Origin of the sequence: Komarekiella delphini-convector SJRDD-AB1, assembly GCF_014831675.1 — a bacterium.
Classification (GTDB): Bacteria; Cyanobacteriota; Cyanobacteriia; order Cyanobacteriales; family Nostocaceae; genus Komarekiella.
In genome coordinates this window covers 184,354-200,387 of the sequence record NZ_VJXY01000003.1, presented here as the reverse complement: position 1 = coordinate 200,387, position 16,034 = coordinate 184,354, and the positions used below count along the sequence as shown (strand labels likewise).

Below are 16,034 nucleotides of genomic sequence, written 5' to 3'. Positions count from 1 at the left end.
ACTAAGATACCAAAACTTTAAAAATAAAAAGTGACTATAGATAGTTGACAAATACTTAGTGACAAATAGTTCATACAAACATAGTAAAAAACAAATGATTATGCCAAAACAAAACAGCGTTTCCAGGCATATTGTTCTCACTTCTCATCCTAGTAGCTTTGGCCCCAAACCGATCGCAATTAATTGGGGAGCAGCCGACCCCATACAACGCGGCCCAATTATTGCAACGCTGACTAAACAGGCACATCGTAACGTAATTGGCACTCACTCTGGCAGTTATGCTGTTTATCGTGCTTTAGCAGTAGCTAGCGGCGCTTTGCAGTCGGATCACCGAGCGGATTTAACGAATACATCCCCGGTAGAGCGGATCGGCCCCTATCCTAGCTGGGCTGATCCTGATAAGATCGTCTCTATTGACCCATTTGGAGCCATAGCATCTGAGGTATTTGCATCCTATTGCCAACAGGGCTATGACATCCGTCCAACGATCGCCATCACTCAAGCTCACATCAATATGCCCGAACTGCAACATGCCGTAGATAAGGGGCGCTTACAGGTGGATGGCAAAATTATGAAGCCAGGTGGTGATTTGGTAGTCACTAAAGCTGCAATTGAACCTGTTTGGTATTTACCAGGAATCGCTAAACGCTTTGGGATCACAGAAGCAGATTTGCGTCGCGCTTTATTTGAGCAAACTGGGGGGATGTTTCCAGAACTGGTAACGCGATCAGATTTGGAAGTCTTTTTGCCACCAATTGGGGGCGTTACAGTCTATATCATCGGTGATCTTGCTGCGATCGCCGATCCCAATAAACCCCTAGCCGTGCGCGTACATGATGAATGCAACGGTTCTGACGTATTTGGCTCGGATATTTGCACCTGTCGCCCTTATCTGGTACATGGAATTGAAGTGTGCGTACAAACGGCACAGGAAGGCGGTGTCGGTGTAATTGTCTATTGTCGCAAGGAAGGCCGGGCTTTAGGAGAGGTGACGAAATTCCTAGTTTACAACGCCCGGAAGCGTCAAGAAGGAGGCGATCGCGCTGATGCTTACTTTGCTCGTACAGAATGTGTAGCGGGAGTAGAAGATATGCGCTTCCAAGAACTAATGCCAGATGTGTTGCATTGGCTGGGTATTACCCGCATTGACCGCATGGTGTCGATGAGTAATATGAAGTATAACGCCATAACTGAAGCGGGAATTGAAATTGTAGAACGAATTCCAATCCCAGAGGATTTGATTCCCCAAGATGCACGGGTAGAAATTGAGGCGAAGAAAGCTGCTGGATATTACACGACAGGGGAGGTATTGGATACTGGTGGTTTAGCTGAAGTGAAGGGGCGAGACTTGGTAGATTGAGGAGCGGGGGGCAGGGGGGCAAGGGGAGCAGGGGGAGAGAATAATAAATGACAAATGACAAATGACCCTTGACTCTTGACCTTTTTTTAATTTTTAATTTTTAATTTTTAATTGGAGCGAAGCGAGTTTTTATTGGGGTCAAGAGTTGTAAAGTGGAAATACAAACCGCAGAGGCGCAGAGAGAATTGATTGCATATCTTCGTTCGCCAGATGCGATTCGGGGGCGTTGTAAGCAACTGTTTACACTGGTAAATGCGGGAGAGTCGCGGCATTTTAGTTGTGATTTAACGCAGTTGGGACGGGTAGCAGATTATGTGATTGAGGTAATGCGCTGCGAATACCCTGATTTACAAATTCCGTTTCATAGTCGTTGGCGACATTTTGAGGCTGGGAATGTGCCGCGATTAGCCCAGTTGGATAGTCAGTTAGCAGAACTAACGCCTCTGGCTAAAGCTGCTGCTAAGTTTGATTTGGCAATTGTCAGTGTATTGTTAGATGCAGGTGCGGGAAATAATTGGTATTATTATGAGCCGGAAACTGGGTTAAGTTTGGGGCGATCGGAAGGGTTAGCTGTAGCCAGTTTTTGGATGTTTTGTCAAGGGGCTTTTTCTCGTGAGAAGTTATTGCAAGTGGATGCTCAAAGATTACAAGCATTCACAGAAGCGGAACTAGCAACTGGGTTTCAGGTAAATGCAGAAAACCCGCTGGTGGGAATTTCTGGGCGGTGGAAATTATTACAAAAATTAGGTCAAGTTTTACTCTCTTCACCCCATTTGTTTGGCAATGACAACCCTCGTCCAGGGAATTTAGTAAATTATCTTTTAGATCAATCTCAAAACGGGCAGTTAGCAGCTACAACTGTTTTCAATGCTGTTCTGGAAGGACTGAGTGATATCTGGCCTGGAAGATTAGAAGTTGCTGGGGTTAATCTCGGTGATGTTTGGCAACATCCAGAGGTTGCAGATGATGGTTTAGTTCCCTTTCACAAACTGTCCCAATGGCTAACATATTCTTTGTTGGAACCACTACAGGAACTCGGTTTGGCAATTACTGGTTTAGATATCCTCACTGGACTACCAGAGTATCGCAATGGGGGATTATGTCTTGACTTGGGACTAATCAGTGTCAAACATTCAGATATTTTGCGTTTATCCCACTCGGTAGCGTCAGAAGTTATAGTTGAATGGCGTGCCATCACCGTGATTTTACTGGATCTAATCGCTGCTACAGTACGCGAAAAGTTGGGTCTGAGTACCACAGAACTACCACTAGTTAAAATTCTGCAAGGGGGAACCTGGACAGCAGGGCGCAAAATTGCAGCTGAACTCAGAACGGATGGTCAATCCCCTATCCAAATCGAAAGTGATGGCACTGTATTCTAACTGTCATTAGTCGTTTGTCATTTGATAACTACTAATGACAAACGACAAATAACTAAAATATGCACAATCAAGTAACGCTAATTGAACATCCATTGATTCAGCACAAACTCACGCTGATGCGTAGAGATGAAACCAGCACGACAAAATTTCGTACTCTCCTCAAAGAAATTAGTCTGCTGTTGGCTTACGAAGTAACGCGGGATTTACCACTGAAATATGAACAGATTAAAACACCACTAGCCCCGATGGATGCGCCAGTGCTTGCCACTGATAAAAAGTTGGTGCTAGTTTCGGTGATGCGTGCAGGACAAGGAATTTTGGATGGGATGCTGGAGTTGATTCCATCAGCACGGGTAGGACATATTGGTCTATACCGCGATCCGAAAACTCTGATTCCTGTTGAGTATTATTTCAAAGTTCCTCACGATGTTGACAAACGGGATATGTTCGTGGTAGACCCGATGTTGGCAACTGGTAATTCAGCTGTAGCCGCTGTAGAACGGCTCAAATCAACTAATCCCTTATCAATTAAGTTTGTCTGCTTGCTCGCTGCACCAGAAGGTATTGAGCATTTCTGTAAGATGCACCCAGATGTGCCCTTATATACGGCTGCTATTGATAACCATTTGGATGAACACGGCTACATTATTCCCGGTTTAGGAGATGCAGGCGATCGCTTGTTTGGTACAAAATAAACTGACAGGAGTATAGAGAATAAACTGATTTTTCCTTTCGTCTTCCTGCTGACTGACGAGGGATATACTCGTTGAGTAAATCAAAAGACAAATAACAAATTATTGATTCAATTATTTCAAAGCCAAAGACTATCAGCGAAGTAACTAACCTGACATACAGGCATCATTAAATCTTTAAGGTCTTGAGTAAAATCTATAGCGAATACATTGCATTGAAACGCAAACTTAATATTCAATAGTAATAATATCCTCAAACCATTCTACTAGACATTAGAAGATTCAAAACTCCTATTTCACTACTAAAAACTGGAATTTTGCATTGTAATCGATAATGATACAACCTACTATTGGACAACTAGAAAGAGAAATATCACAGCAGATCAGAAATTTATATCATGAAAAACTGGGTCAACGTCCTAGTCAAATCATTTGCCATTTTTTTGATACTGAAATCGTAATTTCTTTAGAAAACTCTGTAACCCAAGCTGAGAAAACTCTGTTGAATGGAGGTTATGATAGCCTAGCTGAACAAATTCGATTATATTTAGACAAAATAATTAAACCACAATTAAAAGCTTTGATTGAGCAAATTATTAGTCAACCTGTGATCGACCTGATGACAAACACAAATTTGGCAACAGGTCGTACTGGAATTATTATAATCTTAAATCAGTTGCCTGAAGTTCGTAATCCTGAATCTATTCCTAAGTCGAATGTAAGAAACTTATCTGACTGAGATTACGGCGAATAACCACTTCTAATTGATTAAAATTATAGGGTTTGGTAATGCAATCATCAGAGCCGACGATCATCTTACAAGGGTACTCTTGTACCCTTACTAAGGGTTTCACTGCAATGATTGGAATAGTAGCAGTTTTTGGAGTGTGTTTGAGGTAATTAATAACTTGGTTTGCACTCAAATCAGACAGCATCATATCTAGCAGAATTAAATCTGGTTGATAATTTTGTGCCAATATTACAGCCCTCACCCCTTGTTTGGTACAAATGCATGAAAAATCTAATATTCCTAGGTGAGAATTAAGCAGTTCTAAATCATGTAGATTTTTTTCTACAACCAAAATTAAAGGCTGTCCATTCATAGATTAGTCGCTGTCCAAAAAAGGCTAAGCATCAAGACTTTACCCATTAGGAAATACCCAAGAGTTTTATTTTGGTAAGTATTTAGGCGGATATCCGAGGCTTTTTCAGCCGGCTAACTACGGCTTGAAATTAATAGGCTCGTGTGTAACTCACTAGGTTGTCCGTCTGCGCTGAACTTCAAGGAAGAACATAACAAGCTAGTAATAACATCAAGCAAATAGTAGCATAGTAGACGCGTAAATCTGCGAATATTGACTAACGACGATCGCAATTTCTTGAAAAATAGGCAACACTTAAGACCGTTGGGGTTGTGAATTTACCCGCTAATTCCACTAATAGCAAAATTGCGATCGCATAGGGTAGCATCACTAGAAATTGATCAGGGATATTTACACCTAGGTTTATATTAGTATGCCACCTACCAAAAATTAAAGCAGCGATCGCAATAAATCCTTTGTTTTAACGCTCAATTTTTTAAACCCAAAGAAACCTTTGCGCTACTTTGCGTTTTTAATCTCATCTCTCTTTCCAGCGCGACTTAAACAAGCTGCCAATAGCGCCAAAAGTATGTGAATCCAAGTAGGTAATTCTTTACACACATAACCCAATCAAAGCAAATTGTGGAGAAGTGGGGTTAACTGCGAGCAATATTACACCTCTCCATGATTTATCACTTCTTATGGGCAAAACAACGTCTCACGCGTGTCTCGTCCTGTAGTAGGATTAGTGCCTTGGGCAAACTGGCACAACTTTTTTTGCTCATCCTGACGTAGCAGCACATCGGTAAAATCTGCTCCCTCAATCATCGCACCATCAAACTTGGCGTTAGCAGCAAATGCACCCTCTAACACCGCATTTGTCAAATTTGCTTTGATTAGGCGAGCCGAGTCTAGAGTAGCATTTGTCAGATCAGCTGCTTCTAAATTTGCCGACTCCAAATTTGCGGCAAAGAAACTGACACCGCGTAAATTGGTGTGACTGAAGTTGCTCTGGCGGAGATTAGCTTTGGTAAAGCTAGAGTCTGTTAAATCACGTCCTGAGAAATCAGCCTCAACCAAAATTTCTTTATTATATTCAAGTGCCAAAGCTGTTGGAGTAAAACCCACATACGCTGTGATGCCAACTATTGCCCAAAGCAATAAACTGAGTATACTTGCCCAAATCCGATAGTCTGTTTTACTCATCATCCCCGACAAACGGGATGAACCAAGCATATTACTCGCTATGCGATCGCTTAACCTAGAATTCATTGAATTCATGCTATTTTTAGTCAATGGCGAACCTTCCTCCATCTCATTATCCTGACATTGGTCAATTAGGAGAAGACCTAGTAGATCAATGGTTGCAATCTACAGGTTGGATGATTCTCCACCGTCGCTTTTCTTGCCGCTGGGGAGAAATCGACATAATAGCCCAATATCAGGGGAAAGCAGGGGGAGCAAAGAGGCAAGAGGGGGATAAGGGAGAGAATTCCTCACTCATTACTCAAGACTCTATCTTAATATTTGTAGAAGTTAAAACCCGCAGTTCAGGCAATTGGGATGCTGGGGGAAGAAGCGCAATCACCCCACAAAAGCAAGCAAAACTTTGGCGTACAGCTGAAATATTTTTAGCTCAGTATCCTGAAAAAGCAGATTACCCTTGCCGATTCGATGTTGCTATTGTCTACTGTCAGCAAATTTCAAAAAATCTGACTGGGGTTACAGTCATTCAAGAAGCTCTAGCTACTTCATCAGTAGCCGGATACAAGTTGAAGCTGCAAGAATACATTCCAGCAGCTTTCGACTCTTCAATTGATGATGGTTAACAGGTAATAGATAAAATATTGCAATGACCAACTACCTCTGGGTGACGCTTGTAACTTCGCTACTGCTGACGAATATCCCTAGGGGGATAAGCTACACCTAGCTACCTTATCGCAGCCAGGAATTGCTAACGCCAGTAGATCATGGTAGAAGGCTAATGCTGGACTCACTACACCAACTCACCATGATCCAATAATTTTGTAGCGGCATTACTTGCAAACAGGATCACGCCAAGGTTTCTGGACAGTAGCCCAAACCTCGGACAAACTGTTGCCGAAAAGCCTCAATTTCCTCTCTTTCTGGATTACCGTGAGAAACTATCGCTACTTGATAGCGACGCATCACATCTACAGGGCACTGTCCCGCTTCCAAACTCCAAAGTGCCATTTGTACTCTCATTGGCGGCTCATAGCTAATTCCTAATTCATTTAGAAAAGCGCGAAAGTCGCCATCTTCTTGAGGTGAGACTTGACCCTTGAGTTTGATCCTAACCACCCAGCCATCAATCTGATGAATTACGGTGACGAATAAAACTGGTGTCTGGGGTCTAGCGTGCAGGTGTTGAACGACCCTCAGAGTTAAACTGGCATTTGCCAGGTAATACAAGTATTCCATGTTTGTTGGTGCTTGGGATCAAAGCCAATCCTACATTTCTATAATCCTAAATAGATGCCTGTTCCCGGTAGGGTAAATGTCCCCGTTTTTAGATGGGGAGGTTTACCCAATTTTCATATTGGTGTTTCCGTGTCACCTAATAGTACCAATCTTATAACCCAGTGGAGAAATTGAGCGATGATGCCTTAAAGTTCCTTTATGAAGGAAAGCCCAAACCAGCTTTTTTAAGGCAGTATAAAAGGGACTGGGTACTAGGGATTTAGGACTGGGGAAGAAATCCGTCCTTACCTCGGCTGGGGTTTTTATCAAATCTTCCTAATCTTTAATCTTCGGTTCTGAGTTTCCAATTTCTAATAAATTTAAATGGAGCAACAATTAACACAAGCCAATTTTAGTGACACCCAGAATCAGCGGCCAAAAGACGTTGAATTAGATTGTTCGGTAGCTGGGTATGACTACGAATTACCTCCAGAACTCATTGCCCAAAACCCAGTAATTCCTAGAGATAGCTCGCGGTTATTGGTAGTGAATTCTCGTAGTACAGGTGAAAAAACAGCACCCATACATCATATTTTCCGTGATTTACCCGAACTCCTGCAAGCTGGTGATTTATTAGTAATGAATAATACTAGAGTCATTCCAGCGCGGCTGTATGGTCGTAAATCTACTGGTGCTGAAATTGAGGTCTTGCTGTTAGAGGAGCAGCAGTATAACTGTTGGTTAGCCTTAGTTAAACCAGGAAAACGCTTCAAACGGGGAGCAAAGGTTATCTTTGAAGCAAGGGAATTAGGGATTAGTGACTGGGAAGATTCCTACCCAGTCCCCAGTCCCCAGCTAACGGCTACGGTTTTGGAAACAGACGCGGCGACTGGGGGGCGTCTATTGCAATTTGATGTACCAGAGGGAAAGTCTGTAGTGCAGCTTTTGGACGTATTTGGTGAAGTACCTTTGCCGCCTTATATTACTGGCTCGGAAGCTGTTGATGAGCAGTATCAGACAGTTTATGCCAAAGAGCCAGGAGCGATCGCAGCTCCGACGGCAGGACTTCACTTTACTCCAGAATTATTGCAAAAGTTGCGCGATCGCGGAATTAATCAAGCTTTTGTGACGCTACACGTTGGTGTTGGTACATTTCGCCCGGTGGAAGTGGAGGATGTAACTACCCACCAGATGCATGAAGAATGGATTGAAGTTCCCGCAGCTACAGTAGAGCAAATCCGTGCTACTAAAGCCGCTGGCGGTCGAATTATTGCTGTAGGTACAACGGCAGTACGCGCCTTGGAAGGAGCAGCTAAATCTGGCGATTTACAACCCTTTTGTGGGAAAACAGACCTGTTTATTTACCCTGGCTACCAATGGCGAGTCGTGGATGGTTTAATTACCAACTTTCACTTACCGCGTTCCAGTTTACTGATGCTAGTGAGTGCTTTAATTGGTAGACAAAGGTTGTTGAATATATACAATGAAGCGATCGCTTGCGGGTATCGCTTTTATTCCTTTGGCGATGCTATGCTCATTTTGCCAGAGGGGACTGGCGTTTCTGAGTAGTTATCAGTAGATGATTTTAGGTTGGGTGGTAGCAGCTTTGCAGATGATAAAAGCTGCGCAACCATCTCAGCCCGAGATGAGACCTCAAGCTTGCGAAACATCCGTTTTAAGGCTTGTTTAACAGAATTTTCTTGAATCCACAAGGCTGTACCGATTTCAGCATTTGTTAGCCCTTGTGCTACCAGTTCTGCAATTTGAATTTCGCGCGGCGTTAAACGACTAATATTTAGAGGATTGAATCCTACTGAGCGTTTTGCCAGCCAAGTTGACAGATGTAGGCAAAGGGCACTTAGGTCAGCTAGATGCTGAGTATTAAAAGCAGGGGCTTCTCGAATGCGGGTAAAACCGATTGCACCCACAAGGCGGCCGTTATTAACTATCGGCCCAGCCATCACATGCCCATGATCAGAGCGGGGACAAATCACTTGCCATACTCCAGCTGGTAACAACAGTTCTTCATGGACGGGAGCATGATGCTCAACTAAATAGCGCAAGACTGGATTATATTCTATCGATAATGCTAGTTGAAACATCCTCTGAGCTTTTGTTTCAGGAGGAAACAACTGATCAAAGAAAAATAGTGCCCGGCGGTAAGTAACAAAATACTCACCTATTTTTACCATGACATGATGTTGGAGCTCGTGTTGATCACGAGCATGAGCGATCGCCTGAAATAAAGACTGTAAAGAGTTCACCGTCATAGTTCAGCAAAGTGTACTCTATCGAGGACTAGGCTTAGGCAAGGAGTCAATCTTAATCTAGCTTCATCGCCATTGTAGTTTGAATTCCTTGAGAGTAAGACGCTTATGTTTAGTTACGTACATCCTGAAGTAATAGTTGATACACAATGGATTGCTGACCATTTAAGTGACCCCAAGGTACGCTTGGTTGAGGGAGATTTAAGTTCTCAGCTATATAATGTGGGACATATTCCTGGCGCAGTTTTCTGGAACTTGTTTACCGACATTATGCGTCCTGATGGTCAGATTAATTTTGATACAGATGTCTGGGAACGATTGCTAGAGCGTTCCGGTATTGCGAACGATACCACTGTGATTGTATATGGTGATCTGCCTGCTACTGGAGCATGGATCTTCTGGTTGTTGAAAGTCTTGGGTCATCAAGATGTGCGCGTCCTTAACGGTGGTCGTCGGAAATGGATCGCCGAAGGACGCCCACTAACAACGGAACAGCCAATTGTGACACCGACTCAGTATCGAGTGCAGAACCCCGATGCAAGCCTGCGAGCACCACATAAAGATGTACTAGAATCTATTAAACGGACGGATCGTGTATTAGTGGATGTGCGATCGCCTCAAGAGTATAGTGGCGAATGGTTTTACAACAAACCCCCCGAAGCAACCGAACGCACAGGACACATCCCAAGTGCGACGCATGTTTATTATGAACTCGCTTTGAACGATGATGGAACCTTCAAACCAATTAATGAATTGCAGGCACTTTATGGGGGCAAGGATATCACAGCAGATAAGGAAGTGATCACCTACTGCGCTGTTGGAGCACGTTCAGGACATACCTGGTTTGTCTTGAAGTATTTATTGGGCTATCCGCATGTACGGAACTACGACGGTTCATGGAATGAATGGAGCCAACTCCCTGATACACCCATTGAAAAATAATCATCGCTTTGCTCTTTTCAAGCTAGCATCGCATTGAATCTAAGTACGCTTTGCATAAATTCGTAACTTTTTTAAACGCAGAGGAACACGGAGTAAGCGCAGCGAAAAGTTCTGTAGGAGGGTTAGCCCGACCTAGGAAACTTTTCAAGACAGAGGAACGCAGAGTATTTTCAAAGTTAGTTCGCTACGAATTAATGAAATGTTGTACTAAGTAAGGAATTTGGAATTTTCTCATTCACGGTGGGTACTCTGACTTATAAGGAGCTAACAATAAGTAAAGGGCTGCCATTCATGTCTAAAAAATATCCATTTTCTCAGTGGTTACATATATTTTCCCAGGTGACACTGCTTTACTCTTCGGCATTTTTGCTCTTAGCTGCACCGACAACTATTAATTTCCCACAAAGCAAGCTGCTGGCCGAAACTGCGATTTCTCAGGATCTTCAAGCGGCTAGCTTTTACCAACAGGGAGTCACGCGTTATAATCGCAAAGATTTACAGGGTGCAGAATATGCCTTTCGTCAAGCGTTGCAGCATGACTCCAATCTAGGGCCAGCCAGGAATTATTTGGGTAATATCTTCATGCAGCAAAATCGCCTGGATGTAGCCGTACAAGAGTATGCAGAGGCGATTAAGATTAATCCCAATTTTAGTGAGGCTTATTACAACTTAGGGTTTGCGTTGCACCAACAAGGAGATAAAGAAGCAGCAATTACTGTGTACAAACAGGCCCTTGTAATCGATCCCACAATGAAAGCAGCCCAATATAACCTAGGTTTAGCACTGTATGAACAAGGACAGCTACAAGAAGCGATCGCCGCATACCAGCAAGCAACTAAACTAGATACTGACAATGCTAATGCTTACTTTAACTTAGCGATCGCCTTGCAAGACCAAGGTCAAATAGAACCTGCGATCGTTGCTTATCGGCAAACTTTGCAGCTAGATCCGAAAAATGCTATGGCCTATAGCAACTTGGGAAGTTTGATGGCAATTCATGGTCAAGCCTCTGAGGCTATTGCCGTTTATCTGCAAGCTATTCGCCAAAATCCTAAGAATGCCTCAGCTTACTATAACTTGGGAGTAACTTTATACAATCAGGGTGATATCAAAAAAGCCAGTGCAGCTTTGAAACGCGCCCGCAAAGAGTATCGTGAGCAAGCAAATCTTGAGCAAGTTGAAAAAATTGAGCAGCTAATGCAGCAAATTGCTCAGAAGGAAAAGCAACAGCAACCTCAAGTTAGTCAAACCGCTACTACCAGTACTAGTAATTTGCTAGCACCTGGACAAGAAATGCTAAATCAACCAGAAACGTCAGTTAATTCTCATCATTCGCCAGTCTTCGTTGAACAACAGCCTACTTCAACAATTCCCAGTCCATAAACAATTCGCAATAGGCTACGCCCAGCTGCACTAATTTTAGTAGGATAAAAATTTTAGAGTTAGAAATGAAAATTAATTTCTAACTCTTGATTTTTTTAAATCGGTAAGCGATTAATATCTTTGTTGCAGCCAATAACTACCATTGCAGAACCGCGCTCTAAACGCTTGGTGGGGTCAGGATTGATTTGAAATTTCCCATCCTGACTTACCGCCAGCAAATTCAAACCATAACGGTTACGAAGTTGAAGTTCGGTGATCGTTTTGCCATGAAATTCATCAGGTACGATCACTTCTACAATACTGTTATCTGGGTCGAGGTCAAACCGATCTATAATTGATGGTTTGGTAAGTGTACGTGCTAGGGCACAACCCGCCTCATACTCAGGAAAAACAACATGATCTGCTCCTACTCGATGCAATAGCTTACGGTGAACTTCACTAGAAGCTTTGGCAACTACGTGAGGTACACCCCCCTCTTTCACATTGAGTGTGGTTATAATACTTTCTTGAACGTAGTTACCAATTGCTACAATTACCGTATCAAATTCCAAAACTCCAGCTTCTCTAAGTGCAGCTGGTTCGGTTGAGTCTAATTGCAAAGCATGACCAACTATTTCTTCAGTTAAGGCTTCTGAAACTCGTTTTTCATCAATATCTGTTGCCAACACTTGATAGCCAAAATTGTGAAGTGTTGAACAAACAGAGCGACCAAAACGACCTAACCCAATCACAGCAAATTGGTGGTTATCTTTACGTAAACTGCGAAAAAAACCTAATGATGAAAGATGCACAGTTGTTATCCTTGTGATTGCTCCCTAATCTAGGGCAAAAAGCGGTTATACCGCATAAATAAAAAATCCTATTTTTTGTCTGGAGATGTATATTTTATCAGTTTAATTATTAGTTGTTGGTCATTTGTCATCTGTCATTTGTCATTAATTATTCTCTCCTTTGCCCCTCTGCCCCCCCTTCCCGCGTTGGGGGTTCCTACCGTAGACCTCCGCCCCTCTGCCCCTCTGCTTCCCCTGCTTTCCTTACTTTTTTCATCTCCTTTTTTCCTCTAAACTATCCTACGAGTAAGTTTTCTTCAGGATAGTGAATTCTAGTAGGTTTAGGATCTCCTAATACCGCTGACATAAGTAGTAAAACACCCACTCTTCCAATATACATTGTAACAATTAAGATCAACTTTGCGGCTGTGGAAACACTACCTGTGATTCCTGTAGATAATCCCACAGTGGCAAAGGCTGATACTACTTCAAAGAGAATTTGAATAAAATCTAATTTGGGATCTGTAAGTGCAATTAAAATTGTAGACAAAATTACGGTTGCGACTGAACCAACCAATACACCAACAGCTTTCAAAATTAAAGATATTGCTATCTTGCGTTCATACAATAAAACTTCTTCTTTACCTTGAAGAATCGTTTTTGTACAACTGGTTAACACTCTCAGCGTTGTTGTTTTCATACCACCTCCTGTACCGCCTGGGCTTGCACCAATAAACATCAGTGCTATGGTAATAAATAAACCAGCAGTGGTCATTTTGCTGATATCAATGGTGTTAAATCCAGCAGTTCTGGGAGTAACCGATTGAAACCATGCTAATAATAACTGGTCACGAAAATTGAGCAAACCAAAAGTTTCAGGATTTCTGATCTCTATACATAAAAAAGCTAATATACCTAGCAATATCAATATAATTGTTGTACTGATAGCAACTTTAAAATCTAGAGAAAATACTTGAGCTCGAGTTTTTTGTGACAGGCGATCGCGCAACCAAATATACATTTCAAAAATTACCTGATAACCAATTCCCCCAAAGATAATCAATAATGTGACAGTGAAAACTACTAACACATTTGACTGATAACCAATTAAGCTATCTTTGAAAAGACTAAAACCAGCATTATTCCAAGAATTAACACTATGAAAAATTGCGAACCAAAGTCCTTTATCCCATCCATATCTGGGTACAAAAGCTGGTAAAAGTAAAAATATTCCAGTAATTTCAAAAATCAGTGTTGTAGCAATGATGGAGCGGATAACTTGAGCACTACCACTCATTCCTGGTCGGTCTAAAGATTGTTGAATAGCTATTTTTTGTCGCAAGTCAAACTTGCGTCCAATCAGCAAAATCAGAAAGGTGGTGCTTGTCATGTAGCCCAAACCACCAATCTGAACCAACAGCATGATAAACAACTCACCCCAAAAAGAAAAATAAGTACCAGGGTCAACTACTGATAAACCAGTAACACAAACTGCGGATGTAGAGGTGAACAGCGCCACAATTGGGTCATTCCAAGTACCATTGCTAGTTGAAAAAGGCATCATCAGTAGGATAGTGCCTATAGTGATGACAGCCAGAAATCCTAAGCAAACTGTGCGAGCAACAGTCATAAGCAATTCAAAATTCAAAAAAAATGAAAAACTCAATCATGGCAGGCATCTCGGCAACATAAAGTAGATAAGTTGAAGCAAGAGCAGCTTAATTAAGCTAGCATCTACAAATTTTTCCAGGAAATATAAGTCGGGGTTAACCCTCCCTGGAAACAAAAACACCTTAATTTATTAAAAACATACATGGTAGCCTACCAATATATTTTTTTTTGAATTCTGCTTCTTCTCAACACTGCTTTTTACATGAGTGCAACACTTTACCAGCAAATTCAGCAATTTTACGACGCTTCCTCTGGTCTGTGGGAACAGATTTGGGGCGAACACATGCATCACGGCTATTACGGGTCAGATGGCAATGAGAACAAAGACCGCCGTCAGGCTCAAATTGATTTAATTGAAGAACTGCTCAAGTGGGCAGGGGTACAAACAGCGGAAAATATCCTAGATGTGGGTTGTGGTATTGGCGGCAGTTCTTTATACCTGGCAGAAAAGTTTAATGCTCAGGCTACAGGTATTACACTGAGTCCGGTGCAAGCCGCGAGAGCCACAGAACGCGCTCTAGAGGCTGGTTTGATGAGAACACAATTCCAGGTGGCAAATGCTCAAGCCATGCCCTTTGCTGACAATTCTTTTGACTTGGTTTGGTCGTTAGAAAGTGGTGAACACATGCCAGATAAAACCAAGTTTATGGAGGAGTGCTACCGGGTGTTAAAACCTGGCGGGATTTTTATTATGGTGACTTGGTGTCATCGACCGACTAATGAATCACCGTTGACAGCCGATGAACAAAAGCATTTAGAAGATATTTATCGGGTGTATTGTTTACCTTATGTGATTTCTTTGCCAGAGTATGAGGCGATCGCACGTCAACTTCCATTAAACAATATCCGCACCGCTGACTGGTCAAAAGCTGTTGCCCCATTCTGGAATGTAGTGATTGATTCCGCCTTCACTCCCCAAGCGCTTTGGGGCTTACTAAATGCTGGTTGGACTACCATCCAAGGAGCCTTATCCCTGGGGTTAATGCGTCGCGGTTATCAACGCGGGTTAATTCGGTTTGGCTTGGTGTCTGGTATTAAGTGAACTACATAAACCATCTTACATTGCCAAAACATTGAGCAAGATATGACTCTTGTTCATTAACAGCTCTCCTTTTTGGTGAGATCACTTGGCGGTATCGGCTTGCGTCCCGCCAAAGTGGCTGACCCGGTGGTCAGATCCCCAACTTCTTTAAGAAGTCGGGGATCTAATAGCCCAGCAAAATTAATGAAACAGACCACCAGCTAGACACGCGAATAACGCAGATGAAGCCTTAGCAGCCGTAGCCAACGCATCCATGCTTTGGAAGGTTGCTCAAAAAATGTAAAAATATCACCGAAACCTAGGTTAGTTTTTTGATGGTGTAGCCAGTGTCTCTCAGGAGTTGTGATGAATAGAAGTTGGCACAAAATAGTTACAAGCTTTGGAGTTTGCCAACCCAAGACTATTATGTGTCTCCACCATACGTGAAACTGACCAAACAATAGTCCAGCGATAACGCCAATTGGAGAGAAAGACCACAGAACTACTGACACAAGCAAATATGGCAGTGCACCCAAAATACCATCTAAAAGAACCTGGGTATTGAACGTTAAAATAGCATAGTGGCGGAAGTCCTTCTTCCAGGAGTGGTGCGTTTTTAGGTGGAGGCTACCAAAAACATGCTCAGGTATGTGATAAATAAAAGTAGAAAGGAAATCGCCAAGAAATAGTAATAGCCAAGCAACAGCGATAGCCTCAAGCATTTGTACTCCTCAACAGTAAAAAAACTCCACAAAGAAAATGATTTAAATGTCATACTGAAGGCGATCGCGCGTATGTTGTCCAACCTGGTTTGAAAGACCAAGTTGCAACCGAACAAAGTTTGCTGAACTTCTCTCTGGGTTTTGTGCGTCTACGCCTCACTCAGTTCTGCTCAGAATCTATGTATGCAGGGAAGTTGCAGTTTCATTGTCTCTGCAAGAAACCCAATCCCCTTGTGGGCGGGGAAGTTGATGAATCTACGCTCCTTAATTGCAGTGAACTGCAACTTTTGATAGATTTCAATCTGGGTTTCGGTAGGTTGA

General features: G+C 42.5%; 16 protein-coding genes and 1 pseudogene. 9 read left to right on the top strand and 8 right to left on the bottom strand.

What is annotated here, in order from left to right; translation table 11 throughout:
- The first annotated feature begins 100 nt into the window (after positions 1-100).
- The 4 genes from FNW02_RS04825 to FNW02_RS04810 all read left to right on the top strand — a co-directional run bounded on the left by FNW02_RS04825 (position 101) and on the right by FNW02_RS04810 (position 4,173).
- Positions 101-1,360 (top strand): GTP cyclohydrolase II, encoded by a 1,260-nt coding sequence (locus FNW02_RS04825; RefSeq protein WP_191756430.1) that lies wholly within the window; start codon positions 101-103, stop codon positions 1,358-1,360.
- A gap of 152 nt (positions 1,361-1,512) precedes the next feature.
- Complete coding sequence (locus FNW02_RS04820) at positions 1,513-2,742, top strand: DUF1688 family protein (RefSeq protein ID WP_191756429.1); 1,230 nt, start codon at positions 1,513-1,515, stop codon at positions 2,740-2,742.
- Between the two features lie 59 nt (positions 2,743-2,801).
- Positions 2,802-3,437 (top strand): uracil phosphoribosyltransferase, encoded by a 636-nt coding sequence (gene upp / locus FNW02_RS04815; RefSeq protein WP_191756428.1) that lies wholly within the window; start codon positions 2,802-2,804, stop codon positions 3,435-3,437.
- A 331-nt stretch (positions 3,438-3,768) separates the two neighbouring features.
- Entirely contained in the window at positions 3,769-4,173 is a 405-nt protein-coding gene (locus FNW02_RS04810) for a Na-translocating system protein MpsC family protein (RefSeq protein WP_191756427.1), read from the top strand.
- Here FNW02_RS04810 and FNW02_RS04805 read toward each other — a convergent pair.
- From FNW02_RS04805 to FNW02_RS04795, 3 genes and pseudogenes are all read right to left on the bottom strand, one after another.
- On the bottom strand, positions 4,142-4,537 hold the full coding sequence (locus tag FNW02_RS04805) for a response regulator (RefSeq protein ID WP_191756426.1): 396 nt from the start codon (positions 4,535-4,537) through the stop codon (positions 4,142-4,144). The two genes, FNW02_RS04810 and FNW02_RS04805, sit on opposite strands and share 32 nt — an antisense overlap.
- Positions 4,538-4,793: 256 nt before the next feature.
- Positions 4,794-4,994 (bottom strand): annotated as a pseudogene (locus FNW02_RS04800) (ABC transporter permease); the annotation flags it as partial.
- A 221-nt stretch (positions 4,995-5,215) separates the two neighbouring features.
- Positions 5,216-5,752: a pentapeptide repeat-containing protein gene (locus FNW02_RS04795; protein ID WP_431356790.1), complete on the bottom strand. Its 537-nt coding sequence runs from the start codon at positions 5,750-5,752 to the stop codon at positions 5,216-5,218.
- Between the two features lie 59 nt (positions 5,753-5,811).
- On the opposite strand from FNW02_RS04795, the gene FNW02_RS04790 reads away from it, so the two are divergent.
- A complete protein-coding gene (locus tag FNW02_RS04790; RefSeq protein ID WP_191756425.1) occupies positions 5,812-6,345 on the top strand; it encodes a YraN family protein in 534 nt (177 codons plus the stop codon).
- Positions 6,346-6,568: 223 nt separating this feature from the next.
- Here the strand turns inward: FNW02_RS04790 and FNW02_RS04785 are convergent, their stop codons facing one another.
- Positions 6,569-6,958 carry a hypothetical protein gene (locus FNW02_RS04785; protein WP_191756424.1) on the bottom strand — a complete coding sequence of 130 codons (390 nt, stop codon included), beginning with the start codon at positions 6,956-6,958 and terminating at the stop codon, positions 6,569-6,571.
- 363 nt (positions 6,959-7,321) lie between these two features.
- Between FNW02_RS04785 and queA the strand changes: the two genes are divergently transcribed.
- Positions 7,322-8,506: a tRNA preQ1(34) S-adenosylmethionine ribosyltransferase-isomerase QueA gene (gene queA / locus FNW02_RS04780; RefSeq protein WP_191756423.1), complete on the top strand. Its 1,185-nt coding sequence runs from the start codon at positions 7,322-7,324 to the stop codon at positions 8,504-8,506.
- Here the strand turns inward: queA and FNW02_RS04775 are convergent.
- Positions 8,449-9,207: a helix-turn-helix transcriptional regulator gene (locus tag FNW02_RS04775; RefSeq protein ID WP_191756422.1), complete on the bottom strand. Its 759-nt coding sequence runs from the start codon at positions 9,205-9,207 to the stop codon at positions 8,449-8,451. The genes queA and FNW02_RS04775 overlap by 58 nt on opposite strands.
- A 105-nt stretch (positions 9,208-9,312) precedes the next feature.
- Between FNW02_RS04775 and FNW02_RS04770 the strand changes: the two genes are divergently transcribed.
- Positions 9,313-10,146: a sulfurtransferase gene (locus tag FNW02_RS04770; RefSeq protein ID WP_191756421.1), complete on the top strand. Its 834-nt coding sequence runs from the start codon at positions 9,313-9,315 to the stop codon at positions 10,144-10,146.
- A 291-nt stretch (positions 10,147-10,437) separates the two neighbouring features.
- On the top strand, positions 10,438-11,529 hold the full coding sequence (locus FNW02_RS04765; RefSeq protein ID WP_191756420.1) for a tetratricopeptide repeat protein: 1,092 nt from the start codon (positions 10,438-10,440) through the stop codon (positions 11,527-11,529).
- A 95-nt stretch (positions 11,530-11,624) separates the two neighbouring features.
- On the opposite strand, the gene FNW02_RS04760 is transcribed toward FNW02_RS04765, so the two are convergent.
- A complete protein-coding gene (locus FNW02_RS04760; protein WP_191756419.1) occupies positions 11,625-12,320 on the bottom strand; it encodes an NAD-binding protein in 696 nt (231 codons plus the stop codon).
- 274 nt (positions 12,321-12,594) lie between these two features.
- Complete coding sequence (locus FNW02_RS04755) at positions 12,595-13,929, bottom strand: TrkH family potassium uptake protein (protein ID WP_191756418.1); 1,335 nt, start codon at positions 13,927-13,929, stop codon at positions 12,595-12,597.
- 243 nt (positions 13,930-14,172) lie between these two features.
- Between FNW02_RS04755 and FNW02_RS04750 the strand changes: the two genes are divergently transcribed.
- Positions 14,173-15,012, top strand: coding sequence for a methyltransferase domain-containing protein (locus FNW02_RS04750; RefSeq protein WP_191756417.1), 840 nt, complete (start codon positions 14,173-14,175; stop codon positions 15,010-15,012).
- 200 nt (positions 15,013-15,212) lie between these two features.
- Here the strand turns inward: FNW02_RS04750 and FNW02_RS04745 are convergent, their stop codons facing one another.
- A complete protein-coding gene (locus FNW02_RS04745; protein ID WP_191756416.1) occupies positions 15,213-15,713 on the bottom strand; it encodes a fatty acid hydroxylase in 501 nt (166 codons plus the stop codon).
- Between the last annotated feature and the right edge of the window lie 321 nt (positions 15,714-16,034).

Excerpts from the sequence above, each read along its gene's own strand:
- FNW02_RS04825 (WP_191756430.1), top strand. The coding sequence starts at position 101 with ATGCCAAAACAAAACAGCGTTTCCAGGCATATTGTTCTCACTTCTCAT.
- upp (WP_191756428.1), top strand. The coding sequence starts at position 2,802 with ATGCACAATCAAGTAACGCTAATTGAACATCCATTGATTCAGCACAAA.
- FNW02_RS04810 (WP_191756427.1), top strand. The coding sequence starts at position 3,769 with ATGATACAACCTACTATTGGACAACTAGAAAGAGAAATATCACAGCAG.
- FNW02_RS04805 (WP_191756426.1), bottom strand. The coding sequence starts at position 4,537 with ATGAATGGACAGCCTTTAATTTTGGTTGTAGAAAAAAATCTACATGAT.
- FNW02_RS04795 (WP_431356790.1), bottom strand. The coding sequence starts at position 5,752 with ATGCTTGGTTCATCCCGTTTGTCGGGGATGATGAGTAAAACAGACTAT.
- FNW02_RS04790 (WP_191756425.1), top strand. The coding sequence starts at position 5,812 with ATGGCGAACCTTCCTCCATCTCATTATCCTGACATTGGTCAATTAGGA.
- FNW02_RS04785 (WP_191756424.1), bottom strand. The coding sequence starts at position 6,958 with ATGGAATACTTGTATTACCTGGCAAATGCCAGTTTAACTCTGAGGGTC.
- queA (WP_191756423.1), top strand. The coding sequence starts at position 7,322 with ATGGAGCAACAATTAACACAAGCCAATTTTAGTGACACCCAGAATCAG.
- FNW02_RS04775 (WP_191756422.1), bottom strand. The coding sequence starts at position 9,207 with ATGACGGTGAACTCTTTACAGTCTTTATTTCAGGCGATCGCTCATGCT.
- FNW02_RS04770 (WP_191756421.1), top strand. The coding sequence starts at position 9,313 with ATGTTTAGTTACGTACATCCTGAAGTAATAGTTGATACACAATGGATT.
- FNW02_RS04765 (WP_191756420.1), top strand. The coding sequence starts at position 10,438 with ATGTCTAAAAAATATCCATTTTCTCAGTGGTTACATATATTTTCCCAG.
- FNW02_RS04755 (WP_191756418.1), bottom strand. The coding sequence starts at position 13,929 with ATGACTGTTGCTCGCACAGTTTGCTTAGGATTTCTGGCTGTCATCACT.
- FNW02_RS04750 (WP_191756417.1), top strand. The coding sequence starts at position 14,173 with ATGAGTGCAACACTTTACCAGCAAATTCAGCAATTTTACGACGCTTCC.
- FNW02_RS04745 (WP_191756416.1), bottom strand. The coding sequence starts at position 15,713 with ATGCTTGAGGCTATCGCTGTTGCTTGGCTATTACTATTTCTTGGCGAT.